Annotated in this window: 16 protein-coding genes and 1 tRNA gene; 2 read left to right on the plus strand and 15 right to left on the minus strand. The window is 69.3% G+C overall.

Going from position 1 to position 25,849, the window contains the following annotated elements:
• Window positions 1-130: 130 nt before the first annotated feature.
• Window positions 131-10,897 (minus strand): VCBS domain-containing protein, encoded by a 10,767-nt coding sequence (locus AC2YG9_RS17695; protein ID WP_487299309.1) that lies wholly within the window; start codon window positions 10,895-10,897, stop codon window positions 131-133.
• A 239-nt stretch (window positions 10,898-11,136) separates the two neighbouring features.
• On the opposite strand from AC2YG9_RS17695, the gene AC2YG9_RS17700 reads away from it, so the two are divergent.
• Both AC2YG9_RS17700 and AC2YG9_RS17705 read left to right on the plus strand, forming a co-directional pair.
• Window positions 11,137-12,153, plus strand: coding sequence for a helix-turn-helix domain-containing protein (locus AC2YG9_RS17700; RefSeq protein WP_487299310.1), 1,017 nt, complete (start codon window positions 11,137-11,139; stop codon window positions 12,151-12,153).
• Window positions 12,134-12,235, plus strand: a tRNA-OTHER gene (locus tag AC2YG9_RS17705). Before AC2YG9_RS17700 ends, AC2YG9_RS17705 begins: the two co-directional genes overlap by 20 nt.
• A gap of 2 nt (window positions 12,236-12,237) precedes the next feature.
• On the opposite strand, the gene AC2YG9_RS17710 is transcribed toward AC2YG9_RS17705, so the two are convergent.
• From AC2YG9_RS17710 to AC2YG9_RS17775, 14 genes are all read right to left on the minus strand, one after another.
• Window positions 12,238-12,603 (minus strand): MerR family transcriptional regulator, encoded by a 366-nt coding sequence (locus AC2YG9_RS17710; RefSeq protein ID WP_487299311.1) that lies wholly within the window; start codon window positions 12,601-12,603, stop codon window positions 12,238-12,240.
• Window positions 12,604-12,756: 153 nt separating this feature from the next.
• A complete protein-coding gene (locus AC2YG9_RS17715) occupies window positions 12,757-13,443 on the minus strand; it encodes an SDR family NAD(P)-dependent oxidoreductase (protein ID WP_487299312.1) in 687 nt (228 codons plus the stop codon).
• Window positions 13,444-13,454: 11 nt separating this feature from the next.
• Window positions 13,455-14,351 carry an SDR family oxidoreductase gene (locus tag AC2YG9_RS17720; RefSeq protein WP_487299313.1) on the minus strand — a complete coding sequence of 299 codons (897 nt, stop codon included), beginning with the start codon at window positions 14,349-14,351 and terminating at the stop codon, window positions 13,455-13,457.
• Window positions 14,348-15,115 (minus strand): SDR family NAD(P)-dependent oxidoreductase, encoded by a 768-nt coding sequence (locus tag AC2YG9_RS17725; protein WP_487299314.1) that lies wholly within the window; start codon window positions 15,113-15,115, stop codon window positions 14,348-14,350. The genes AC2YG9_RS17720 and AC2YG9_RS17725 overlap by 4 nt, the downstream gene beginning before the upstream one ends.
• Window positions 15,102-16,511, minus strand: coding sequence for an amidohydrolase family protein (locus tag AC2YG9_RS17730; RefSeq protein ID WP_487299315.1), 1,410 nt, complete (start codon window positions 16,509-16,511; stop codon window positions 15,102-15,104). Before AC2YG9_RS17730 ends, AC2YG9_RS17725 begins: the two co-directional genes overlap by 14 nt.
• Window positions 16,508-17,797, minus strand: coding sequence for a CoA transferase (locus AC2YG9_RS17735; protein ID WP_487299316.1), 1,290 nt, complete (start codon window positions 17,795-17,797; stop codon window positions 16,508-16,510). Before AC2YG9_RS17735 ends, AC2YG9_RS17730 begins: the two co-directional genes overlap by 4 nt.
• Window positions 17,794-18,792 carry an enoyl-CoA hydratase/isomerase family protein gene (locus AC2YG9_RS17740; protein WP_487299317.1) on the minus strand — a complete coding sequence of 333 codons (999 nt, stop codon included), beginning with the start codon at window positions 18,790-18,792 and terminating at the stop codon, window positions 17,794-17,796. Before AC2YG9_RS17740 ends, AC2YG9_RS17735 begins: the two co-directional genes overlap by 4 nt.
• 4 nt (window positions 18,793-18,796) lie before the next feature.
• Window positions 18,797-20,287 carry a class I adenylate-forming enzyme family protein gene (locus AC2YG9_RS17745; RefSeq protein ID WP_487299318.1) on the minus strand — a complete coding sequence of 497 codons (1,491 nt, stop codon included), beginning with the start codon at window positions 20,285-20,287 and terminating at the stop codon, window positions 18,797-18,799.
• 3 nt (window positions 20,288-20,290) lie between these two features.
• Window positions 20,291-20,599: a hypothetical protein gene (locus AC2YG9_RS17750; RefSeq protein WP_487299319.1), complete on the minus strand. Its 309-nt coding sequence runs from the start codon at window positions 20,597-20,599 to the stop codon at window positions 20,291-20,293.
• 14 nt (window positions 20,600-20,613) lie between these two features.
• Window positions 20,614-21,528 (minus strand): TIGR03619 family F420-dependent LLM class oxidoreductase, encoded by a 915-nt coding sequence (locus AC2YG9_RS17755; protein WP_487299320.1) that lies wholly within the window; start codon window positions 21,526-21,528, stop codon window positions 20,614-20,616.
• A 14-nt stretch (window positions 21,529-21,542) separates the two neighbouring features.
• Window positions 21,543-21,944 (minus strand): Zn-ribbon domain-containing OB-fold protein, encoded by a 402-nt coding sequence (locus tag AC2YG9_RS17760; protein WP_487299321.1) that lies wholly within the window; start codon window positions 21,942-21,944, stop codon window positions 21,543-21,545.
• A complete protein-coding gene (locus AC2YG9_RS17765; protein ID WP_487299322.1) occupies window positions 21,944-23,149 on the minus strand; it encodes a thiolase C-terminal domain-containing protein in 1,206 nt (401 codons plus the stop codon). Before AC2YG9_RS17765 ends, AC2YG9_RS17760 begins: the two co-directional genes overlap by 1 nt.
• Window positions 23,149-24,354, minus strand: coding sequence for a CaiB/BaiF CoA transferase family protein (locus tag AC2YG9_RS17770; protein WP_487299323.1), 1,206 nt, complete (start codon window positions 24,352-24,354; stop codon window positions 23,149-23,151). Before AC2YG9_RS17770 ends, AC2YG9_RS17765 begins: the two co-directional genes overlap by 1 nt.
• A complete protein-coding gene (locus tag AC2YG9_RS17775) occupies window positions 24,354-25,685 on the minus strand; it encodes a CaiB/BaiF CoA transferase family protein (protein ID WP_487299324.1) in 1,332 nt (443 codons plus the stop codon). The genes AC2YG9_RS17770 and AC2YG9_RS17775 overlap by 1 nt, the downstream gene beginning before the upstream one ends.
• Window positions 25,686-25,849 lie beyond the last annotated feature (164 nt).

Consider the following 25,849-nt stretch of genomic DNA (forward strand, 5'->3'; position numbering starts at 1 on the left):
GCGCGAAGTTCAACCAAAAGCCTCGCTGTGGAACACCGAGCACAGGCGACGCCCCAGGCCGGTTCGGTGCCGGGCCCAAGCCGGCGCGATGGCGTCGGGGGACGACGCGAGCGCCGTCCCCCGTAGCCGATCAGAGGATCCAGCCGGAGCTGGTGTCCACCGCACCCTGAACCTGGAGCACGAAGTCCGCCTGGCCATCGCCATTGACGTCCAGTTGCAGCAAGCCAGACTGGAAGACAGCCTGGCCGGACTGGCCGGTGAACGAGGCGACGAAGGTGAAGGCCTGATTTCCGGCCAGCGCCGAGTTGGCGTCAATGGCGCTGACATCCACCACATCGCCCTCCGCAGCGTTGAAGTCGGCGATGACATCCGTGCTGTCCGACGTCGATTGGCTGACATCGGTGAAGATGAAGCGGTCAGCGCCGCCCCCGCCGTAGTACAGGTCCTGGCCGAGGCTGCCGATGATCGTGTCATCGCCCTCTCCGCCGTAGATGTTATCGCCGAATTCCGATCCCCTCACGAAGTCTCGGCTCTGGGCGGTGTAGAAATAGGGCTGGGCGTAGGCAACGGTCCCGGCGTCATGGAAGTAGCTGTAGACGCCAGAGGCGGGCTGAGATGCGGCGGTGGCCACGGCCCCGGCCGCCGCATGGCTGATGCCGGCCAGGTTGACGATGGTCGCGATCTGCGCGGCGGTGAGGCCGACCAGTTCCGCGGCATCAAGGGACATGAGCGCCCCCCCGGCGGCGGCGGATTCGCCGATGTTGTTATGCTGACCGGCGAAGTTGAGGACCGATCGCGTTTCGCCCGCGGCCAGGGTGATGCTGGCGTAGGACCAACGGAACTCCCCGCCGCTGTAGACCATCGAGTCGGTCGCCCCGGTGAAGTGCAGCAAGGCCGGATCCCGGCTACCAGCATCGTCATCGCTGGCGAACCAGCGATCGTTGGTCCCGGAGGCAGCATCGCCTGACGAGCTCGTCCGGTTGGGCTCGTAACCGTCCGATCCGAGGTTGGTGTAGTAGGTCGGGTCGAGGGTGACCGGGCCGGAACCCGTGTTCGTGAAGGAGTCGAAGATGCGCGCCACGCCGCCGGTCGCCGGAATGAAGACCGACCGGTTGAGCTGGATGGCGCCGTTCATCATCGGCCCCAGCTGCATGAACACCCCTTCGGCGGTGTAGACGATGTCGACGAACCCGGCCGCGGTGGTGAAGCCCGTCACCTGGTAGGCGCCGTCATAGGCGTCTGAGATGCCATCCGAGAACAGCGACCCGCCGTAATTGACCCCGGCCAGGACGTCCCACTGGAAGCCGTTGGCGGAGCCGACGATAGCCATCTGCGTAGCGCGGAGCGGCGAGTCGGCGGCGCCCGTCAGGGTAATGTCGATGGTCTGAACCGCCGATCCCCCCTGCCCGTCCGTCACCGTCACATTGTAGGTCTGGGTGCGAACCTCGCCGGCCGCCAGACCGTCAAGGTCAGCGTCGGAGACTTGGAAGGTCCAGCCGACGCTGTTGCCGGCCTGGTCGACGCCCGACATGACCAGGGACCCGAGGTAGCCGGACGCCGTTGGCGTGACGTTGGCCGAATGGATGTCGGCCAGGTCGACGTCGGTGAAGGTGACGACGCTGCTGTGGCTGTGGACGGTGGTGTCCTCGCCGGCCTGCCCTTCGACGATCTCGCTGATCGCCACCGTTTGCGGACCTGAGGTGATGGTCACCGCATCATTCTGGCCGGTCACCGTGGCGGTCACCGTGCTGGTCGAGGACCCGCCAGCGTCGGTCACCGTGTAGGTCACCGAGGTCGTCGCCGTCTGGCCTGCCGACAGGTAGTCGAAAGCCGAACCCGCCGCGAAGCTGTAGGCTCCGTTGGCGCCGACGGTGAACTGGCCGCCGTTGGAGCCGGTCACCGCCGTACCGACGCCGCTGGCCGAGCCGTCGACCGCCGTGACGAACACATCGGCCTGGGCCGAGATCCGCAGGTTGTCGATCAGTCCGCCGACGCCGTCGCTGGACGGTTCGCGGAATGTGATGACGTCCGAGCCGCCGCCGATGAAGGTGACGCTGAAGGTGGTGAAGGTCGTCGAGGGCGGGGTGAAGATGCCCAGCGATACGCCGTTGACGAAGAACTCGACACGGTTGCTGGTCGCGGCCGTGCCGTTGCGCAGGGCCAGATCAAACTGCAGCGTGTACTGGCGCCCGGCCTGGGTGGTCAGGGTGCTGCTGTAGGCGTCGATGCCGCCGCCGTTGTCGAGTTCGAGGAAGGCGATGCCGTCGCTGGCGACGTTGCCCCCGAAGCCGGTGCCCCAGACCTCGAAGCTGCCTTGAGCCGACGTCCAGCCCGGCAGGCTGGCCGGGAAGGCGATGCCGCCGGCCGGCACGGGATTGCCCTGTTCGAAGCTGCCGTTGGTCAGGACGTTGCCCGAGGCGCCCGTCGAACCCGTGACCACGTCGTTGATCACGAGGTCGCCGCTCGCCGTTCCGCCTTCGGTCACAGTGACCGTGTCCGGATTGGCCGTCGGCGCTTCCAGGCGACCGGCGACCGTGATGGTCACCGTCGCGGTTGAGGTCGCGCCGCCGGCGTCGGTGATGGTGTAGGTGAAGGTGTCCGTCGTCTGCTGGCCGATCGTCAGGGCCTGCAGCACCGACGAGGTCGCCGGGTTGTAGATGACGTCGCCGTTGGCGTTCAGGGACACCGTGGCGCCCTTGGTCGACGTCGCCTGCACCGCGGTGATGGTGAAAGTCCCGGCCCCATCGATATCGCTGTCATTGGCCCGCAGGGTCGAGCCCAGCAGGGTGACGGCGGTATCCTCATTGGTCGAACCGCTATCGGCCGCTGCGACCGGGGCGTCATTGACTGCATTGATCGTCAGATTGACGGTCGCGGTCGCCGAGCCGCCGACGCCGTCTGAGACGGTATAGGTGAAGCTGCGGGCACCGTTGGCGTTGGCCGTCGGCGTGTAGGTCAGCGTGCCGTCGGCGTTGAGACGCACCGAGCCATTGCCGGTCCCGAGCGAGACCGTCCCGTTCACCGCGATCGCCACACCGTTGATGTGGCTGACGTTGAGGGCGTCGCCATCGACGTCGCTGTCGTTGGCCCGCACGTTGAAGGTCACCGGGGCGTCTTCGTTGGTCGAGACGCTGTCGACCACGGCCACGGGGGCATCATTGGTCCCAGCCACCCGGATGGTCACCGTGCTGGTATTCGAAACCGCGCCATGGGCGTCGGTGGCCCGGTAGGTGAAGCTGACGGTCCGCGTCTCGCCCACGCCCAGGTCCTGGAAGGCCGAGCCGGGGATGAAGCTGAAGGTGCCGTTGTTGTTGTTGACCACCGTGCCCTCAGCCGGGGCCGAGGTGATGGCGTAGGTCAGGCTGGCAATGTTGTCATCGGAGTCGATGTCATCGCCCTTGAAGGCGCCGCTGACGGCGGGACCGTCCTCGCGGGCGGCGCCGGCGCCACCGGTTCCGATGGTGGTGAACTCCGCATCCCAGGATCCGCCAACGCCGGCCAAGGTGACACTCGTGAAGTCCAGACGGCCGTCACCGTTGGTGTCGCCGTTGTTCAACAGCACCATGGTCTGGCCGGCGCTCTGGCTCGGCAGGACGATGTCGAGGTCGCCATCGCCGTCGACATCACCGACCGCGAGACCCAGGTTGGAGTTGGGGCCCGTCAGGTTCTGGACGACGAAGTCAGGTCGGCCATCATTGTTGGTGTCTCCCATATTGTAGGAGATCCGCGGCGTGCCCTGGGCCCCGTTGCTGACGACATCCAGATCGCCGTCCCGGTCGATATCGATCAGTTCGCTCTCGAGGGTGTTGCCGCCGGTCGGCAGGACGATGTTGGCAAACTCGAGCAGGCCATCGCCGTTGCTGTCGCCGAGGTTCAGATAGATCACCTCGTCGTTGTTGCTGTACCGCGACAGGACGAAGTCGGTATCGCCGTCGCCGTCGATGTCACCGGCATCCACGCCGATGCCGTACTCGTCGTAGGCGTCCTCGATCGACTGGCTGCGATAGTCGATCTGACCGTCGCCATTGGTGTCGCCCAGATTGAAGCGGATCTCGACCGGTCCCGCGCTCCAGTTAGCGAACAGGATGTCGGCGCGGCCGTCATTGTTCAGGTCCGTGACGGTGATGCCGTAGACCGAGCTGCCGGTGGGCGCCGAAAGCGTCCGGGTCGAGAAGTTGTCGATGACGCCGTTGGCGTTGGAGTCGCCAAGATTCACAAGTTCGAACAGCTGAGTATTGTAGACCGACACGAGGTCAAGCCGACCATCGGCATTGAAGTCGCCCATCGCAATATCATAGCCGCTGAAGCCAACCCGAACCTGCGTCCCGGTGTACTCGACGATCCCGTCGTTATTGGTGTCGCCGCGATTGGTGAACACGAACAGGCCACTGTTGGCCGCCACCGCCACGTCGGCGTCGCCGTCCCCGTCGAGGTCGCCGCTCGCCAGACCATAGGCGTTTCCGTAGCCGGTCGCGGTCAGGTTGGAGATGCTGGAGGCGGTCTCGACCCGTCCGTCATTGTTGCTGTCGACGAGGGTGAAGACGGCCTGACCGAACGGTGACGAGGTCCCCCCCCCGAAGATGAGCGGAAGACCCGCAGAGCCGCCCGCGCCGAGGGTCACATCGGTGACCACCGGAGCGTCGTTGGAGCCCGTCAGAGTGATGGTAACCGTCTGGCTGGACACGGCGCCCTGGGCGTCCCGGGCCTGGTAGGTGAAGCTGTCGGTGGTCGTCTGGCCGACGGCCAGACTCTCGAACCGGCCGTTCGGGTTGTAGCTGTAGTTCCCGTTGGCGCTGAGGGTCACCAGCGCGCCGGAGGCCAGGGTGACCTGGGCGCCGACGTTTACGGCCGAGCCGTTGACCTGGCTTACGGTCAGGACCGCGCCGGCGTCGACATCGCTGTCGTTGGCCAGGACGTTGCCGGTCACTGCAGGGCCATTCTCGGCAGCGGCGGCGCTATCGGCGACAGCCACCGGAGCGTCGTTGGCGCCGGTGATGGTCAGGGTGACCGTCTGGGTCGCCACGGCGCCCGCCAGATCGCTGACCTGGTAGGTGAAGCTGTCGGTCGCGGTCTGGCCGACGGCCAGGGCGTGGAACTGGTTGTTGGGATCGTAGCTGTAGGTCCCGTTGGCGTTCAGCATCAGCAGCGCGCCGGAGGCCAGGGTCACCTGCACCCCGACCGAGGCGGCCGAGCCGTTGACCTGGCTGACCGTCAGCTGGTCGCCGGCGTCGACGTCGCTGTCGTTGGCCAGCACGTTGCCGGTCACCGCCGGTCCGTTCTCGGAGGCGGTGCGGCTGTCGGCGACCGCCACCGGGCCGTCATTGGCGCCGGTGATGGTCAGGGCGACGGTGGCGGTCGAGACCGCGCCAAACTGGTCGGTCACCTCGTAGGAGAAGCTGTCGCCGGCCGTCTGACCGACAGCGAGGCTGTCGAACCGGCCGGCCGGGTTGTAGCTATAGGTTCCGTCGGCGTTGACCGTGAGGGTAGCGCCGGACGCCAGGACGACCTGGACGCCGACGTTGGCGGCTTGGCCGTCGACCTTCGAGACCGTCAGCACCGCGCCGTTGTCGACGTCGGTGTCATTGGCCAGGAGGTTGCCGGTGACGGCGGGGCCGTCTTCCGAGGCCGAAGCGCTGTCGGCCGTGGCGACCGGACCGTCATTGGTCCCACGCAGCGTGATGGTGACCGTCCGGGAAACCTGGGCCCCCGCACCGTCGGTGACACGCACCTGGTAGGTCTGGGTCAGCACCTCGCCTTCGGCCAGGGCCTGAGCCTGCGCCTGGTCAAGCGAGAAGGTCCAGGTCGCCTCGCCAACGCCATCGCCGGTCAAGGCGTTGGTCAGCTGGGCCGACAGGTCGCCGAGGTAGCCGTTACCGCCGGCGACAACGTCGATGCTGTGGGTGTCGTTGAGGTCGAGGTCGCGCAGGGCGATGGCGCCGGAAACCGATGCCGAGCCGTCTTCAACCACCTCGCCGGCGACGACCGCCGAGGTCACGTACGGCGCCTCATTGGTCCCGTTGAGGGTGATGGTGACCTGCTGACTGACCTGGGCGCCGTTATAGTCGGCGATGGTGACCGTGTAGGTCTGGGTCAGGGTTTCGCCCGCGCCGAGGTAGGCGATGGCGGCGTTGTCGACCGCGAACGACCACCGCACCTGGCCGGCGCCGTCATAGTAGGACTCGTCCGTGAGCGTCGCGGTCAAGGCGCCGAGGTAGCCCCCGGCGTCTTCGCTGACCTGGACCGAGTGGCCATCGTAGCGATCGACGTCGCCGAAATCGATGACGCCGCTGTCGGTCAGGGCGCTGCCGCCGATCGGACCGGCCGTGCCGCCGAGCAGGCCGAACTGGCCCGTCGAGTTGCGCACCGACAGTTCCAGCGAGGCCTCGCCGCCGCCTTCGAAGAAGAACAGCTCGAGCGTGTGCGAGCCCGGCGTCAGGTAGATGGAGCCTTCGAACGGGGTCTCGGGGTGATAGCTGCTGTCGGCGATGACGAACTGGCCGTCGATCAGCAGATAGACGCCGTCGTCATTGAAGGTGCGGAAGGTGAAGGTGTCCGCCGAGCCGACCTCGAAGGTGGTGGTGATCCGCGCGAAGAACTGATCGTTGATGCCGCCGGTCCCGGTCGCGCCCTGGGCGACCGCGGCCGGCCAGGGGTTGGAGCCGGCCAGCTCGCCGCCAAAGCCGTTGGGGTCATCAGTGAAGTCGATGACGCTGGTCTGGACGGTGTAGTTGGCCGTCGTGGTCTGCGCGATGGTGCGCATGGTCTGGAAATCGTTGGTCGAGATGCCGGTGAACTGCTCGACCGTGAAGACGATCGGTTCGGGCGCCGGTGCATCCGCCTCGACCGGGGTCGCAAGCACCGAGCCGTCGAAGTCGCCGCCCAGGATTGTGACCCCGTCGTTCTCGCCGACAATCCGGATCTCGACCCAGCTGGTGGTCGCAGCGCCGTGGGAGTCCGTGACCGTCACTTCATAGTACTGATACAGGCTTTCCCCGGCCGACAGATAGTTGACGTCGGCGCCGCCCAGATCGAACGACCAGGCGACCTGGCCCTGGCCGTCGCCGGTGGCGGCGTCGGTCAGCGTGGCGGTAAGAGTCCCGACATAGTCGCCGCCCCAGTAGTAGGGGTTCACCTGGACGGTATGGCTGTCACTGAGGTCGGCATCGAAGAAGCCGACGGCGCCGCTGGCGGCGGCCGTCTGGTTCTCACCAACCGCGCCATAGTAGTCGGCGTAGGTCACGTAGGGACCGTCGTTGGTCCCGGTGATGTTGATGGACACCGTTTGCTGGGTCTGACCGCCGCGACCATCGTTGATGGTGACAATATAGTCCTGGGTCAGGGTCTCGCCCTCGGCCATGGACTGCAGGGCGTTCCAGTCGCCGTTGTAGGACCAGGAAACCTCTCCCTGGGCGCTCAGGTAGGCCGAGAACCAGCCCGTGTAACCCGACGCCACCGGCGCGAAGCTGACGTTGTGGCCGTCATTGGCGTCCGGATCGGCAAAGGTGATCACCCCGCCGACGCTGGTCTGATAGTCCTCGATGATCTGGCCGTCGGCGACACCGCCGGTGATGACCGGAGCGTCGTTGGTCCCGCGCAGGGTAACGTTGATCAACTGCTGGGTCGTGCCGCCATGGCCGTCGTCGATGGTGACGATGTAGCGTTGCAGCAGGCCCTGGCCTTCGCTCAGGAACTGGATGTCAGCCGGATCGACGTTGAACGTCCAGGCCACCTGGCCCGCGCCGTCGCCCGTCGAGGCGTCGGCCACGGAAGCGCTGAAAGTTCCGAGATAGCCGGAGCCTTCGGCGGCGAAGGTGACCGTATGTCCGTCAGTAAGATCGACATCGCCGAAGTTGATCGCGCCGCCGGTGGAGGCCGTGACGTCTTCGACGACAATGGCGTTGGAGAAGGCGTTGGTGATGACCGGCTTGTCGTTCTCACCTGTGATGGTGATGTCGATCACACGGGAGTCCACTCCCCCGTGACCGTCATCGACCGTGACCGTGTAGCTCTGGGTCAGCACCTGGCCCTGGGCGAGGAACTGAACGGCGGCGTTGGCGACCGAGAACGTCCAGTCGATGCGGCCGGCGCCGTCGCCGGTCGAGTCGTTGGCCACCGTGGCCGTCAGGGCGCCGAGATAGCCGCCTGCGGCGGGCGTAACGCCGACCGTGTGGCTGTCGGCCAGGTCGACGTCGGTGAAGTTGATCGAGCCGGTGTCGGTCAGCTGCAGGTTCTGGCTGTCGACGCTGACCTGCAGGCGGTAAGGGCCGACCGAATAGCTGCCCGCCGAGCCGTCCCAGTCGTGGACGACGATGAAGTATTCGCCGCCCGCCGCGGCCGTGAACTGCAGATAGGAGTCCTGGGCGCGGATCGATCCGGTGCCGCCGCTGCTGATCGGGGCGTCGTCGTTGGAGTTCAGCAGGTTGCCGGCCGCGTCATAGATGAAGATGAAGGAGTCGAGCCCGAACCCGGCCGGATAGCCCGGCGTGGCCGGGAGAGCGCCGCCGAAGCCGCCGGCGAAATCGATGTCGAGCGTCAGGGTCTCGCCGGCCGCCAGGGTGATGCGGAAGACGTCCTGATCGGCCTGGCTGGCGATGTTGCCGCTGACCGTGACGGACGGATCGGTGGCGTCGCCGAGGTTGGGATTGGCCGCGACGCGCAGCACGGCGCGGTCGATCAGCTGGGCGGAGGCGAAGGTGTCGTTGAGTTCCGTGTCCGGCAGCACAGGGGTCGAGACGGCGGTGACGCCGTTGACCGGCTCGCGCTCGGAAACCCCGCCGCTGGTGTCGGCGGCGCCGATCACCGGGGCATCGTTGCGGCCTTCGACGACGACCGTGGCGGTGTTGGCGGTGACGCCCCCGTTTCCATCGACCACGTTGTAGCTGACGGTGACCGTCTCGCTCTGGCCGACGGCGAGGTCGTTGAACTGGGCCGGATCGAGGCTGAAGGCGCCGGTTTCGGCATCGACCGTGAAGGTCAGGGTCCGGGCGCTGTTGGAGGAGTCTGCCGTCACGCTGGCTACGTCCAGATCGTCGGTGGCGTCGACGTCGCTCGCCGTCGACAGCAGGGCGATGGCGATCGGCGCGGCGTCTTCATGGGTGGCCGGCGCGAGGATGGCGCTGACGACGGGCGCGTCGTTGCGCCCTTCGACCACGAAGGTGGCGGTATTGGCGACATTGCCGCCGTGGCTGTCAGTGACGGTGTAGCTGACGGTGACGGTTTCGCTCTCGCCAACCGCCAGGTCGTTGAACTGGGCCGGATCGAGGCTGAAGGCGCCGGTCTCGGCGTCAACCGAGTAGGTCAGAGTCCGGGCGCCGTTCGAGGACGTGGTGGTGACGCCGCTGAGGTCCAGGTCGTCGGTGGCGTCGACATCACTGGCGGTGGACAGCAGGTTGAAGACGACAGGTGCGGCGTCCTCGTTGGTAGTTGCGACCGTGATGGCGCTGACCACCGGCGCGTCGTTGCGGCCCTCGACCACAAAGGTCGCGGTGTTGGCGACATTGCCGCCATTGCCGTCCGTGACGGTGTAGCGGACCGTGACGGTTTCGCTCTCGCCGACGGCGAGGTCATTGAACTGGGCCGGGTTCAGGCTGAAAGCGCCGGTCTCGGCATCGACCGTGAAGACCAGGGTGCGGCCAGCGTTCGACGAGGTCACCGTGACGGCGGCGACGTCGAGGTCGTCGGTGGCGTCGACATCACTGGCCGTCGACAGCAGGTTGATGACGACCGGGGCGGCGTCTTCGTTGGTGGCCGCGACCGTGATGGCGCTGACGACGGGTGCATCGTTGCGGCCCTCGACCACGAAGGTCGCAGTGTTGGCGACACTGCCGCCGTTGCCGTCGGTGACGGTGTAGCTGACGGTCACCGTCTCGCTCTGACCGACCGCCAGGTCATTGAACTGGGCCGGGTTCAGGCTGAAGGCGCCGGTCTCGGCATCGACCGTGAAGACCAGGGTACGGCCAGCGTTCGACGAGGTCGCCGTGACTCCTGACACGTCGAGGTCGTCGGTGGCGTCGACATCGGTCGCGGTGGCCAGCAGGTTGATGCTCAGCGGGACCGCGTCCTCGTCGGTGACGCCGGCGTTGATCGCCAGGACCCGCGGCGCGTCATTGGCGCCGACGATGGTCACCGTCACGGTGGCGGTGCTGACGTCGCCATCGGCATCACGGACCGTGTAGGTGAAGCTGTCGGTCGCCGTCTGCCCGACCGCCAGATACTGCCAGTAGGTGGCGTTCGGCGTGTAGACGAAGCGGGCACTGTCGATCGCGCCCGGGGCGCCGGCCGCATAGGTCAGGGTCACCGTGCCGTGGGCCGGCTGGCCGTGGCTGAAGTTGCTGATCAGGTCAGGCACACTGTCGTTGGCCAGCACGTCGACCGAGGCGCTGGCGCTGTCCTCAGTGGCGATCATGGTGTCGTTGTTCAGGGTCACGGCCTGGTCGGCCGGATTGACCAGCACGCCGTCCACGAGAATTTCGATGCTCTCGAACCGCGCGGCGCTCAGGCCGAAGGCGGTGAACTCAAAGGCGACGTTCTTGGCCTGGCCGTTCGGCAGGGTGTTGGCCTGGATGAAAGCCAGGTAGCGGGTCAGGTCCGACTGGAAGGTCGGGTTCAGCCACTCGGCCCGCGTCATAACCAGGCGCAGGGTGTCGATGTCGGAGCCGCCGTCGTAGACGTCGCGCGACCCGATGTTCTGCGACACGACGTAGACCAGCGTGTCATTGTGGGCGTCGCCATTGACGATGTCGTTGCCCGAGCCGCCGTCGAGGACGTCGTTGCCAGAGCCGCCATTGATGCGGTCGTCCCCGGCCATGCCGTTAATGGTGTCGCCGCTCGCGCCGCCATTGAGATGCTCGGACGCGTTGGTGCCCGCAACCGAATCGGAACCTGATTTGCCAGCCATGGTGTTTCCTCCTCGCGGACCGGTGGTCACGAGTTCTGTTGTTTTCTCTTCTGAAGCGGGTAATTCGGATCGCGCGCTCAACCCCTTGGCGCAAAACGACTATCCCAGCCCCCCAATCGCCGTTCTGTCGCACGAATCCTCCGATTGGGTCTTGTCCATCCGTCTCATTGTATTGACTGTTCGTCTCATTCGGGGCGGGGGCCCCAGAATGGGTTGGGGACCTACAGTTGGCAGAGCAATTGCTTGATGACGCCTCTCCGGAGGCGGGCGGACTCGTGCCGCGGTTAACCTTTTCGACCGCGGACGCACCGGAGGGTCGAGCGCACGACTACTATGCAGGTCTAGTTTCCGTCGGCTTTGATGTGGATGAGGCGGATCCGGAATTCTCCGCCGAGATCACGACCTACAGGCTGGGCAAGGTCATCGCCCACGTTTCCACCGTCGGCGCACAGACCTTTCGGCGAACGGCCGAGCGCATCGCGGTCGACGGCCTGACTCACCTGACCTTCCAGCTGCAGGTTGATGGAGAGATCTCGGGTGATTTCGATGGTGTTCCGGCAAGGGCCGGCCCCGGGGAGATCATCGTCGCCGATCTATCAAGGCCCTTGGTCATGCGCACAACGGCGGTGCGGGTGATCTCGATTGGCATAATGAAGCCCACCTCGGGACCCTTGGCGCAGCTTGGACGCGGCTGCCACGGCGCCGTGCTCGTCGGTGACGCCGGCGCCATGCTGGCTGACTACCTGATGTCCCTGAGCCGCAATCTGCCGACGATGCCGGCGTCGGCCGCCGAAGGCGCTGGTTCAGCGCTGGTTGAGCTTCTTGCCGCCGCGGTCCGGGGCAGCGACATTGCGACCGCCCGCGATTCCCGCTCCGGCCGGGTCCGCGACATCATCGAAGCCCGCCTGTCCGAAGGCCTCACACCCGCCCGCATCGCTGCCGAAGCGGGGCTGTCGCGGGCGGCCCTCTACCGGCTGTTTGACGGCTCTGGCGGGGTGGCGCAGGTCATCTGGCGCCGCCGCCTGGCCCGGGCCCGCCAGGCGCTGACGGATCGTGGCGACCATCGCAGCATTGCCGAGATCGCCACCGCCTGGGGCTTCTCGAGCGAAGCGCACTTCAGTCGCGCATTTCGGCGCCAGTACGGCCATACGCCGACCGCGGCCCGACAGGGCGCCTTCCCTCTCGCCCGGACGACGCCCGAGTTGGCCCCCAATGGCGCATCCCGCTTCGCTGCGTGGGTGCGCGAGCTGGGTTGAGGGGACCCAAAGACCGAACCGGGGCCACTTCAGCTGACTCTTAATCAGCGGGTCGTAGGTTCGAATCCTACTGCACCCACCATTTCAGTTCTCCTGAAAATTGGTGGTGACGGCCACGGCGACGCCGATGCGCTCGGCGCAGGCCTGGATCGCGTCCAGCTGCCGGGTCAGAAGCTGCTGGCGATTGAGCAGAAGCTCGGCGAGCCGGCTGTCCGAACGGCCTTCGGAAAGCACCTCGTCAATTTCGATCAGCGATAGCCCCGCCGCCCGCAACGCGCCGATGTCGAGCAGGCGGTCCACCGTCTCCCGGTCGTAACGGCGCAGCCCCCGGGCGTCCCGCTCTGGGTTTACCAGGCCACGCTCCTCATAGAAGCGGATGGCGCGGATGGTCATGCCGGTCAGGCGGGCGACGCCGCCAACGCTGATCCAGCTGACCGCGCGCAGCCGCACGGGAGGGCCGCCAAGGGTACGGCCGGGGGCCGCGCCTTGAGCTGGACTTGGGTTCAGGTTGGAAATCATGGCGCGGCATCCTCCGAAAGGCATGGCTGGTGAGGTTAAGCGACGCGCCCGGCTCAGCCGGCGCGCCCTGATGATGGGGTCGGGCTACAGCCCCGCCGTGACCGGCAGCAGCGCCCCGGTGACGGCCCCGGCGGCCGGACTGGCCAGGAACAGCATGACCGCGGCGAGGTCGGCGGGACGGACCCATTGGGCCGGATCGGCGTCCGGCATGTCGGCGCGATTGGTGGGGGTGTCGATGATCGAGGGCAGGACGGCGTTGACGGTGACGCCGCGCCCCTTGGTTTCCTCCGCCAGGGCCTCGGTCAGGCGATGCACTCCGGCCTTGGAGGCGGCATAGGCCCCCATCCCCTGCCCGGCCTTGATCGCCGCGTTGGCGCCGACGTTGACGATCCGGCCGGCGCCGCCTGCCAGCAGGTGCGGCAGCGCGGCCCGGGAGGCGTGCAGCGTGGTCAGGACGTTGAGACGGTAGAGGCGCGCCCAGGCGTCCGGATCGCCATCCTCGGTGGTCTGCCAGACAAAGCCGCCGGCGATGTTGAGCAGAGCGTCGATGCCGCCGAAGCGCTCGGCCACGGCGGCCATGGCGGCCCCGGCCTGAGCAGGGTCGGAGAGATCGACCCCGCCGAGCGCCAGAACTTCCGGCGGCAGTGACGGCGATGGGGCGGCCGCCTGGTCGATCGCAGCCACCCGCAGGCCGGCGTCAAGCGCAGCCCCCGCTACGGCGCGCCCCAGGGCGCCGAAGGCCCCCGTCACCACCACAACCCTGCCCACCATCCCCATTCTCCTCAGTCTTCGTCCGTCACGCCCAGTTGGTCACGCAACAGGGTGTCGAAGTCGGCCTCGCTGCTGGCCCCCATGGCCGTCCAGTCCTCGTCGGCGATCGTCTCGCGGGCCGGCACGAAGCTGTTGGCGTCTTCTCCGACCAGCAGCCGGAAAGGCGGATCGTCGGCCAGCGCCGCGTCCAGCATGACCCGGGCGGCGGCGTCCGCCTCCATGGCCTGGGCCAGCATATGGCGTTGGATGCGCCGCATCCGCGCGAAGACCGGCGCGTAGGGGGTCAGGGCGGGGTCGGCCCAGCGGCCGCCGCCGCTGGTGTTGGCCTGCAGGTCCGACTTCACGGCCCCCGGCTCGATGACAACGATGCGGATGCCGAACGGCGCGGTCTCCAGGGCCGCTGCCTCGCTGGCCCGTTCCAAGGCCGCCTTGGAGCCCGCATAGGCGGTGGTTCCGGCCAGCACGAAGCGCGGCATAATCGAGGAGATGTTGAGAATTCGGCCACACCGCCGGGCTCGCATGGCCGGCAGTACCGCCTGCATCATCCGCACAGCGCCCCAGTAGTTGGTCTCGAAGACCAGGCGATGGTGATCCTCGTCCAGCAGTTCCAGCGGGCCGTTGGCCGACACCCCGGCATTGTTGACCAGCAGCGCGACCTCTCCTTCCCGCCCGCCGATGTCGGCCATGGCGGCGGCGATGCTGGCGGGATCGGTGACATCCAGGCGGACAGCCCGGATGAGGTGGCCCTCGGAGGCGGCTTCGTCGATCAGGGCGCCGGCCCTGGCCGGATCACGCACCCCGGCGACCACGGCGTGGCAGCGCCGGGCCAGCTCCAGGGCCAGCGCCTTGCCAATGCCGGAGTTGGCGCCCGTCACCAGCGCGACGGTCCTGGAGTCAGGCTGGGTCAAGGGCTCGGGTTCCTGTCGACGAGGTAGTTGAGGCCCAGCCGGCCGCCGTCCGGGTACAGGGTCTGGCCGGTCATGTAGGCCGCATCGTCACTGGCCAGGAAGGCGGCCACCGACGCGATCTCTTCGGGCTCGCCAGCCCGACCAAGGGGGGTGCGGGACAGCAGCCGGTCATTGGCGCCGGGCGCAGCGGCCATGGCCTCGCGGGCCATCTCGGTCATCACCGTGCCGGGCCCGATGGCGTTGACCCGGATGCCGTGCGGGGCCAGGGCCTGGGCGCTGACGTTGGTCAACTGCCGCACCGCGCCCTTGGAGACGCAGTAGGAAACCTGGTCGGGGATGGCCAGCACGGCGTTAATCGAGGACAGATTGACGATCGCCCCGGACCCCTGCGGGATCATCGCCCGGGCGGCGGCCTGGGTGGCGAACAGCATCGACTTGACGTTGACCGCCATGACCCGGTCGAAGTCGGCCTCGGTCACCTCAAGCAGGGGCGCGGCATGGGTAATGCCGGCGTTGTTGACCAGGATGTCCAGTCGGCCGAATGCGGCCAGCGCGAAGGCGACGGCCGCCTCAACCTCATCCTGCTGCGCGGCATCGAACACCCGCCAGGACTGGCCGAGCCGCGTCGCCGTCTCCGCCACGGACGGAGCGATGTCGCACAGCAGGACGCTGGCCCCCTCGGCGACCAGCCGCCCGGCGATCGCGGCGCCGATGCCCTGGGCGGCGCCGGTGACCAGTGCGGCGCGACCTTCAAGCCGGCGCATGATGGCGGACCGCCGAGGGACGGGACGAAAAGGCCAGTCGGCCGTCGATGACGGTCGCCGCCACCGGCTCGCCTGAGAACGGGGCCTCGGCCGGCGGGGCGGTCAGCAGGCAGAGGTCGGCGGGGGCGCCGAGGCTCAGGCGGCGTGGCGGGCCGCCGGGATCGTCCAAAGCGCCCAGGAACAGGTTGAGCGCCCGGGCCGGCGACAGCCGCTCGGCCTCGCCCAGCGGAAGGCCGGCGGGCGTGCGGCGGCGCACGGCGGCCCGCATGGCGGCCCAGGGATCGGCGCCGGCGTACGGGGCGTCGGAACTGGCCGCGACCCGGACACCGGCCCCGATCAGGCTGGCGCAACGGTAGATGTCCGGCTGATCGGCGACATCGACCTCGGCCAGGTAGCGGTCGCCGCGCTCGCCGACGAATGACGGCTGAGTGACGACGGTCAGATTCAGGCGGGCCAAAGCCTCGATGGCGGCGTCCGGAATGACGCTGCCGTGCTCGATGCGGTCGCCGGGCCAGCAGCCGAAGGCCTCGAAAGCGGCCAGGGTGAAGGCCAGTTCGGTGGCGGTGACGCAGTGGACGGCGATGCGGCGGCCCTGGGCGCGGGCGGTTTCGAAACGGAGCGCCAGGTCGTCCCAGTCCGGCAGCGCATGCTCGTCGAGCAGCAGCTTGACCGGGCCGACGGTGAAGGCGCCATCGAAAGGTTCTTCGAGGGCGCCGGCGCTCATCAGCATCAGCCGTTGCGGCAGGGCGCCGGAGCGGTGGGCTTCTGCCAGCAGGGCGGCCTCGGCGGGTCCCGTGGAGGCGCTGGCGTCGGTGATGCCGGTGATCCCCCAGGCGGCCAGCTGAGCGCCGATGCCGGCCAGGGGCGGCGGGGCCTGGGCGAGACGGCCGCGCAGCCAGGCGTCGCCGCGCCAGATGCGGCCGGTCGCCCGGCCGGCGCCGTCGCGCTCGACACAGGCCGGCGGCTCGCCGTCAAGGACACGGTCGAGGGCGGCGGAGTTCAGGACCCAGAGGCTGCCGGTCGTGTACTGCAGGCGGACCGGGCGGTCCGGCGCCAGGCGGTCGAGGCGGTCGCGGTCGAGCGGACCGGCAAGGCCATCGTGGTAGCCGACGGCGCGAACCCAGTCGTCGCCCGGCGCCGCCTCCAGGGCCCGGCGCAGGCCCGCCTCGCCCAAGGCGCCGTCGAGACGCACCGATCGCTGCATCGCCGCCCATGCCAACAGGTGAATGTGGTGGTCGATGAGGCCCGGGATCAGCCAGCCGCCGCGCCCCTCCAGCACCGGCTCGGGGCCGGAGAGGCCCTCGCCGATCTCGACAATGCGGCCGGCGCGGATGCGGACGACGTGGCGGGGACGGTCCTCGAGGATGGCGTCGCGGATCAGGAGGTCACCGCTCATGTCAGCGCCTCAAGGACGCGAACGGTGTCGGCGCCGAATTGGGCGGCCGGGCCGGGCCAGGGCCGGGCCTGCGGGGCGGCGACGGGAACGCTCCATCCGCCGGCCGCCACCTGCCAGCCCGCGCCGTCGCCATGCACCAGGGCGGTGACGGGACCGGCCGGGCGGGCCGCAACGTAGGCTGCCGCAGCCGACAGGCTGGCGTCGACCAGCAGGCCGCCGCCGTCCGCCAGAGCGCGCAGGGCCCCGCCGGCCGCGGCGAGGCCGGTCAGTGGGTCGGCCAAGGCGTCTCCGGCGAACAGCGGCGCCCCGGTCCCGTCGAAGGCCACCAGGCCTGCGCCGGCGGCGGCGTCATCGCCGAACCCGACGGCGTTGGCGTTTCCACCCGTCCAGCCGTGGGCGGTGATCGCCACCCAGACCAGGGCCGGATTGGCGGCGAAAAGGACCTCGGGGTCGAGGCCCAGCTGGGCGAAGGCCCTCGGCCGGGCGCTGGTAATCACCGCATCGGCCCGGGCCAGCAGGGCCCGCAGGCGGGAGAGGTCGCCCTCGTCGCGGAAATCCAGGACCACAGAGGCCTTGCCGGCCTGCAGCCGGTCGAAGAAGGCCGGAGCGGCCTGGCGGACGGGGTCGGGCCGGCCCACGCTTTCGACCTTGATCACCCGCGCCCCTGCCGCCGCCAGGAGCTGGCCACAGAGAGGACCGGCCCACAGGGCCGAGAGGTCGATCACAAGCGGTTGTGCCGGCGCCGCCCGGCCCATCTGCCCGGCCGCCATCGGGCGCAGGCTGACGGGCGCATCGGGTGGCCCCGCGGAGCCGACAGCCGCCACGGCCAGTTCGAGATGGCGGCCCGACTCCACCAGGTCGGCCAGGGATCGCCGGCGCGCGCCGCGCATCACGGCGCCCCAGGGATCCTCGGCGAGGTCGCCGCCGAGCCAGGCCGGGATCGACAGCCGGTCGCTCTCGCGCGGCAGGTTGACCGCCAGCCAACCGTCGCGCGCCTCAACCAGCCGGGCGGCGCCGCCGCATGAGACCCTCCCCTGCCGGGCCAAGCCGGTAAGGGCCGCGCGCTCGGTGAGCAGCCGGGCATCGACCGTGATCGGCCGGCCCAGCCGGGCGGCGGCGGTCTCGACCCGGGAGATCAGGACGTCAACGCCCGTCAGGACATCGCCGGCCGGGAGGCGGGGCGGCCCGTCGGCTGGTCCGGTCAAGGCCATCATGCCCGACCGCGCCCAGCGGATCGCGGCCGGGACAGCGGCTGCGGCGGGGCGATGACGGACGGCAACGCTCATCGCGCCGGCTCCAGAGCGTCGACCAGCCCCCAGCCCATCGCCGCGCGGGCGTCCAGGGGCGTTCCGGTCAGCGCCATCCAGGCGGTGCGACGGCGGCCGATGCGGCGGGGCAAGGTGACTGTGCCGCCGGCGCCGGGGATCAGGCCCATGGCCACCTCTGGCAGCTGGAACCAGGCGTCCGGCGCCGCGACCAGCCGGCCGGCAGCGGCGGCCATCTCGACCCCGGCCCCGATGCAGGCGCCGTGGGCGTGAGTGGTGAAGGCCGACGCCCGTTGGTGAATCAGCCGGGCGGGCGAGCGCATGAGGCGGGTGAAATGGGCGGCCGCCAGATCCGGGGCGGAGCCGAACTCCTCCAGGTCGCCGCCGGCGCAGAAGTCGGGCCCCTCGCCGCGCAGCAGGACCGTCTCGACCGCCGGATCGGCCGCCGCCGCCCGCAAGGCCTCGACCAGTTCGTCCCGCAGGCAGGCGTCGACGGCGTTGCGCCGCGTCGGCCGGGTCAGGGTGAGGGTCATGGCCGAACCCTCGCGGGTCAGGACAACCCGGGCGGCGGGCTCCGGGCGAGGGATGCGGGCCGGGCGGGACCGGCGCCAGGCGCGGAATTCCTCGCCGCCCAGCAGGGTCGAATAGACCGCCGATTCCAGCGCCAGGGCGTCGTCGAAGGCCAGCTTTGGGCCGATGCGCAGCACCTGGGCGAGCGCGGCGGCGGCGAGCGGCTTTCGGCCGACGGCGGCCGCCAGCCCGGTCAGGGCGGCGTCCAGCTGGCCGGCGGCCAGGGAGACCCAGGGCCGTGGCGCGTCCGGCGCCGTGGTCAGCAGCACATCGCAGGCATCAAGGCCGGCCGGAAGCCGCCCCTCGCGGTCGACGCCGACCAGGATGCCGGGCGAGTCCGAGGCCTCCTCGCGCGCCAGGTCGACGATGCGCAGCGGGTCGCCGAAGATCGGCGCGCGGCGCTCGACCTCATCCTCCCACAGCACAGGATCGGCGCACCGGACCATCGGATCAAACCGGAACCGGATCGGCCAGCTCGGCCCGCAGAGCCCGGCGCAGCAGCTTGCCGGTCTCGTTGTAGGGCAGCGCCTCGCGGAAGAAGAAGGCCTCGGGAGTCTTGGTCGAACGCAGCCGCTGCCGCACCCAGTCCGCCAGCTGGTCAGCCGGCGCGTCGCCGACCACCACGGCCGCCACCCGCTCGCCCCACTGCACGTCAGGCAGGCCGATGACCGCCACGTCGCGCACGGCCGGGTGGCTGCGCAGCACGTCCTCGATCTCGCCTGGGGAGATGTTCTCGCCGCCGCGCACAATGACGTCGTCCAGACGCCCCTCGACGAACAGGTAGCCGTCCTCGTCCAGCCAGCCGCTGTCGTTGGTCGGGAACCAGCCGTCGTCGCGGATCAGCTTGCGGCCGAGGTACTCGCCGGAGATCTGTTCGCCGCGCACCCAGACCTCGCCGGACGACCCGGCAGGGACCTGTTCGCCGCTGGGACCACGGATTTCGAGTTCGAGGCTGGCCAGAGGCCGTCCGACCGAGCCCAGCCGGCGGCGAACGGCCTCGCTGTCGGAGGCGATGGCGGCGCGATGGTCGTCCGGTCCAAGCACGGCGATGGTCGAGCTGGTCTCTGTGAGGCCGTAGGCGTTGACGAAATCCACGTGCGGCAGAAGGGCCAGGGCCCGCTCGATGACCGGCTGGGGCATCCGGCCGCCGCCGTAGGACAGGGCCCGCAAATGTGGCAGGGTCTCGCCCCTGGCCTGAAGGAGGTCGAGGACGCGGCCGAGCATGGTCGGCACCACCATGGCGTGGGTGATCTTCTCGGCCGCCGCCGCCTCGACCCACGTCTCGGGGGTGAAGGCCGGCAGGTGGACGACGCGGCGGCCGCCGTAGACGCCGGTCAGCACCGCCGAGACCCCGGCGATGTGATAGGGCGGCACGCTGACCAGGGCGGCTTCCTCCTCGTCCGCGCCCATGAACTCGACGGTAGAGATGACGTAGGAGGTCAGGTGGCGGTGACGCAGGACGGCGGCCTTGGGCTCGCCTGTGGTGCCGCTGGTGAACAGCAGGACGGCGATGTCGGGATCGCCCTCGACGAGCTCGGCGGCGCGATGAGACTCGTCCAGACAGGCCGCGTCGAACTGGTCGCGGGTGACGAGGACGACGCCGGGCACGCCCGCGATGCGGGGCAGCATGTCGGCGTCGACGATGGCCACCGACGGGGCCGTGCGGGCCAGCAGCTTGCGCAGCTCCTCGTCCGAAAGGCGGTAGTTGAGAGGGGCGAAGGGCCGCGCCAGCAGGCCAGCGGCGAACACCGCCGTCGGCAGGGTCGGGCCGTTGAGGCCGAGGAAGACGATGCTGCCTTCGCCCCGGCCGTCCAGCCAGGCGGCGCCGGCGCGGGACCGCAAGGCCAGTTCCTCGTAGCTGACGCCATCGGCCAGCGACCCCAGCGCGAGACGGTCGGGGAAGGCGCCAGCGGCCATGTCGAGCAGGAGGGCGGTGTGCATGGCCTAGTCCGAGGAGGGAAGCTTCTTGGCTTCCTTGATGGTCAGGGGCCGGCTGTCGACCGACAGCGAGCCGGCGCCGCTCTTGGAGCAGAGGGCCTCCAGGCCGGTCTCCTCGTCGAGGTAGCGCTTGCCAAGCAGGCTGCCGGCGCAGTGGACCGGATCGAGAACCAGGCCAGCCGGCGCCTCGGCGTTGAAGGCGACCATCGGCTGACCGCCGCATTCCAGGACGGCCGGCGCGGAGGGCGGGCGGACGACCACGACCTGGGTGTCGCAGACGGCGCTTTTCCAGCGCGAGCCGGGGGTGAGGTTCATGACCTTGATCTCCTTCAGGCCGCGGCCGAGGCGGCCGGCGCGACACCCAGGTCCCGGGCCAGGCGGGTCAGGCCCTCGACCTTCACCTCCAGCGGGATGTCGGGGGACTGGGGCCATACGTGGGGACCCCAGAGGACGATGTTGTCGAAGCCCTCGGCGGCGAAGGCGGACACCTGCTTGGGCGTCGCCTCGGGCGGGCGCAGGTAGTAGGTCAGGGGATCGCCGGTCTTGCCGGCCTCGGCGCGGCCCTGCTCGATGGTGTCGCGCAGGCGCAGGGCCTCCTCCAGCGGCACCATGGCCGAGTTCATCCAGGCGTCGGCTACCCGCACCACCCGGCGCAGGGCCGGGCCGGTGTTGCCGCCGCAGACCAGCGGCACCGGGGTGGCGTGGGGGGTGATCTGCAGGGGGCCGAACTGGAAGGACTTTCCCTGGTGCTCGAAGAAGCCGCCTTCCCAGGCTTTGCGCAGGACGGCGATGGACTCGTCCAGCCGGCTACCGCGCTCCTCGAATGGCACGCCAAGCGCCTCGAACTCCTCCTTCAGCCAGCCGGCGCCCATGCCGAGGCGGAAGCGGCCGCCGGAGATGTCGTGTGCCGTGGCCGTGGCCCGGGCCAGCAGCAGGGGATGGATCATCGGCACGATGCAGATGGCCGTGCCGAGCTTCAGGGTGGTGGTGGCGCCGGCAATGGCGCCGAGCGTGAACCAGGGATCGTACAGCCGCACGCTCGGCGAGAGGATGTCATCCTCCTTGTGCTCGACATCGCTGGCGATGCCCGGGTGCTTGCTGCCGTAGGACCCGGGGATGACGTAGTGCTCGCCGAACCACAGACCCTCGAAGCCCAGCCGCTCGGCGGTTCGGGCCAGGTTGATAAGTTCCTGGGGCGGGTAGTTGTAAGTTGTGATGCCGATCTTAGGCGTGGCGCTGGCCATGGTGTCGTTTCCTCTCAAGCGCTCGCCGGCCGCCACTGCGGCAGGGTGACGTCCTCGGCCAGTTTCTCGAACCAGACCTCCATGGGCTGGCCCGGGGTAAGCTCGGGCGCCCCGTCCAGGTGGCCCATCAGCCGGACCTCCGGCGTTTCCTCCAACTCGACCACCACCACCGTGTAGGGGGCCGGAAAGGCCGGGTGGATCTGGTGGGCGACGGTGGTCCAGGCATGCAGCCGGCCCCTGCCCGTCGCGGTCCGCCAGGCCGTGTTCCAGCCGCCGCAATGGGGGCAATGGGCGGTCGGTGGATGCAGGGCGTGCTGGCAATCGTCGCAGGCGCGGTAGGCCAGCCGGCCCCGTGCCGCCGCTTCGAAGAAGCCGCTGGTTTCGCGGTCGTGGACGTTGGGAAGGATGCGGTCCATCACGCCGCCCTCCGGAACAGGACGCTGGAACCGACCGGCAGCGGGCCGCCGGTGCAGAGGCAAAGCTCGGCGTCCGGGATCTGCATGTCAGCCTCGCCGCGCAGCTGGCGCACCGCCTGGACGATGTGGTTCATGCCGTGGACGTAGCCCTCGGACAGGTGGCCGCCGCCGGTGTTGATCGGCAGGCTGCCGGTCCGGCCGATGGCCCCGCTGGCGGCGAAGGCGCCCCCCTCCCCCTTGGCGCAGAAGCCGTAGGCCTCCAGCTGCAGGATGACGCTGATGGTGAAGCAGTCGTAGAGCTGAGCGATATCGACTTCCGAAGGGCTGACCCCGGCCCGGTTCCACAGCGTTTCGCCGGCCCGACGCCCGCCGAGGTCGGTCATGTCGTCACGGGTGACGACCGGGAACATCATCCCGGTGCGGTGGTCGCGCGGCGCGCCGCCGGCCACGGCCCGGATCAGCACCGGCGGTTTGGGCAGGTCTTTGGCCCGTTCGGCCGAGGTGACGACCACGGCGCAGGCTCCGTCGGACTCCAGGCAGAAATCGAACAGGCGCAGGGGCGTCGAGATCATCCGGGCGGCCATGTAGTCGTCCAGCGTCATCGGCTTGCCGCGCATCATGGCGTGGGGCGTGAGCTGCGCATGGTCGCGGCAGGTGATGGCGACGGCGGCCAGCTGTTCGGCCGTGGTGCCGTACTCGATCATGTGGCGCTGAGTCATCAGCGCGAAGGTCTGGCCGGCGGTCATCAGGCCGTAGGGGACGTAGAACTCGTCGCCCGTTCCGAAGCCGCCGACGGCCGCGACCTCGGCCCGGCCGGAGCCGCCCAGCCGCGATTCCGACCGACCGTTCAGCGAGCGGAAGCAGAGCACGGCCTTGGCCTGGCCCGACAGCACCGCGCCCATGGCCAGGCCCATCATCATGCAGGGGGCGACCCCGCCCGGGCCGGTGTCGGCCCAGTAGGCCAGATTGGTGGCGCCCAGCGAAGCGGCCAGGGTGTGGGGCGTGACGGTGTCGTCGCCGCAGCGAACGATGCCGTCGATGTCGGAGACGTTCAGGCCCGCGTCAGCGATGGCCTTCAGCGCCGCTTCCGTGGCCAGCGACAGGACGCTGCGGCCGGAATCGCGGCTGAACTCGGTCTGGCCGATGCCGACCACGGCGGTCTTGTCGCGGCCGGCGAAGGCCATGTCGTCACCCAGAGCGCTCATCAGGCGGCTCCTTCCAGCTCGGTCAGCAGGTCGCCCGCATGCTCGTCCAGGGCCGGGGCGCGGGTGCGCGGGACCGGACCGAAGGCGGAGAAGACATAGGACGGGCCCGGATAGAGCACCTTGGAGCCATCGGCCTCCTCGACCTCGACGAAGAAGCCGCGAGCCTTCAGATGTTCGTCGTCGAACAGGTCCTCGGGGGCGTTGAGCACCCCGATCGGCAGGCCGCGATCCTGGCCCTCGTGGTAGGCCTGATGCGCCTCCTGGATCAGAAAGAAGCATTCGACCATCGACTGGATCTCGGGGAACTGGGCCTGGCGATGGGCCAGGTCCTGGTAGGCGGGATCGGCCAGGTCGGCGGCCATGCCCTTCTCGTCCATCCAGGCCACCAGGCTGTTCCAGGCCTTGGGGTCCGACAGGATCAGGGCAAAGTAGACGAAGCGATCGTCGGCGGTGCGGAACAGGGCCGACTGGGTCGGGGTCGGCTGGGCGTGGCGGCAGGTCTGCCGCTGGACGTTGACCTTCGGGTAGAACCAGAAGGGGTTGGCCAGCTCGATGTTGACCGCGCAGGCCTCATGCATCGAGACGTCAACCAACTGGCCCTCGCCGGTCTGTTGACGATGCAGCAGGGCCAGCATGACGCCGATGTGGGCGAAGCTAGCAGCCGAGTGATAGCCCTGGTTGCCGCCCGGCCGGATCGGCGGGATCGAATGGTCGTCGTAGCCGCAACTGATCAGCGGCCCGCCGGCTGCGAGCGCGATCAGGTCGCTCGACCTGTAGTCAGCCCAGGGGCCGGTCAGGCCGAAGGCGGTCACCGAAAGCACGATCAGCCGGGGATTGGCGGCGCGCAGGGCTTCCAGATCCAGGCCGATGGTCTTCAGGGCCGCCGGTTGCAGGGTCGAGATGAAGATGTCGGCGCCCCGGCACAGGTCGCCCAGCCGGGTCAGGCCGCCCGGGGTGGTCAGGTCGACGACCAGGCTCTGCTTGCCGGTGTTGTAGAAGCGGAAATTGAGGCTGGCCTCCGGTCCGGCCGGGCCGGCGAAGGGGCCAATGGCGCGAGCCGGCGAGCCGCCTGGCGGCTCCAGCTTGAGCACCCGGGCCCCCATCTCGGCCAGCAGGCGGCCGGCGTAGTCCCCGGCCGGATCCTCGGAGAGCTCGACGACACGAAGGCCGGTGAAAGGCGGCGGGGCGGACGGAGCGGCGTTCATCACAGCACGCCCTCGGCGGTCAGGGTGGCGAAGTCATCGTCGGACAGGCCGAGCAGTTCGCGGAAGACGTAGGCGTTGTCCTCGCCGAGCAGGGGGGCGGAGCGCCAGTTCTCCTGAGGGATGGAGGAGAACTGGATCGGCGTGCCCTCGAACCGCGCCTCGCCGATCACCGGGTGATCCATCTCGAAGAAGACGCCGCGATGGGCGATCTGGGGGTCGGTCTCGTTAAGGTCCTCGGCCGTCTGCACGGCGCCGGCGCGGACGCCCACGGTCTGCAGTCCATGCATCAGGGCGAAACGATCCTGGCCGCGCGTCCAGGCGGCCATGTGGGCGTCCAGGGCATCCTGATTGGCGTAACGGTCGGCCAGGGTGGCGAAGGCCGGGTCGGCCGCCCAGTCAGGCTCGCCCATGGCCCCGCGCAGAGCCCGCCACTCGGTCTCGTCGAAGACGGCGATGGCGATCCAGCGGTCTTCGCCGACACAGGGGTAGACCCCGTGCGGGGCGGCGGCCGGATGGTCCAGCCGGTTGCCCAGCGGGAAGTCCGGACCACGCGTGTTGCGGCCGTTGACCGCCACATCGAGCAGCAGCGGCCCGAGCAGGTTGATGCCGGCTTCGACGGCGGAGACATCGATCTCCGAGCCCCGGCCCGTGGTGTTGCGGCTGTAGATGGCCATCATCAGGGCGGCGGCGTTGAAGAAGGCCGCCTCGTTGTCCATGTAGGACAGCCCCCAGCCGGAGGGCTCCTCGCCCGGCAGGCCGCTTATGTGGGATAGGCCGCTGACCGCCTGGACCACGGGGCCATAGCTGCGGTGTTCGGCATGCGGCCCGCTGTGCCCAAAGCCGCTCATCCGGGCGTAGATGACGTTCGGCGACAGGGCCGACAGCCGCTCGTAGGTCAGGCCCCAGCGCTCCATGACGCCGGGCGCGAAGTTCTCGGTGACCACGCTGGAGGAGGCGATCAGCCGGTCGGCCAGCGCCTTGCCGCGCGGGTCGCGCATGTTGATGGTCACGCCCAGCTTGTTGCGGTTGTAGTTGTTGAACAGCCCGCCCTTGTTGGGGTCAGGATTGGCGTCTTCCTCCCCATAGGTGCGGGCCTCGCCCTTGTAGATCGGCAGACGGCGCGGCATGTCGAGCCGGTTGCGGTCCTCGATGCGGATCACCTCGGCGCCGAAGTCGGCCAGCAGCCGGGTGGCGCAGGCCCCCACCCCCATCCAGCAGAAGTCGGCCACCCGCACGCCGGCCAACGGCCCCTGGCGAGCGCCAGGCCGACGGCGCGGGTCCGGATAGGGCGTCGCATCAGGGCGGCGCAGGGTCTCGACGGTGCTGGACAACGCGTGCTCTCCCCCGTTCGGGGGCTCCTCCAATGCCTGCTCATCGGGGTTCAACGAGTCGCCGCGTGAGCATGTCTCTTATAATCATGATTATGAACTCGCCCACCCTGATGTCAATCGCCGCATTGATCTGCGTCATTGAATTCGGGGTATGTTTCCTTGAA

The sequence above is a fragment of the Caulobacter sp. SRI_014 genome, assembly GCF_057586315.1.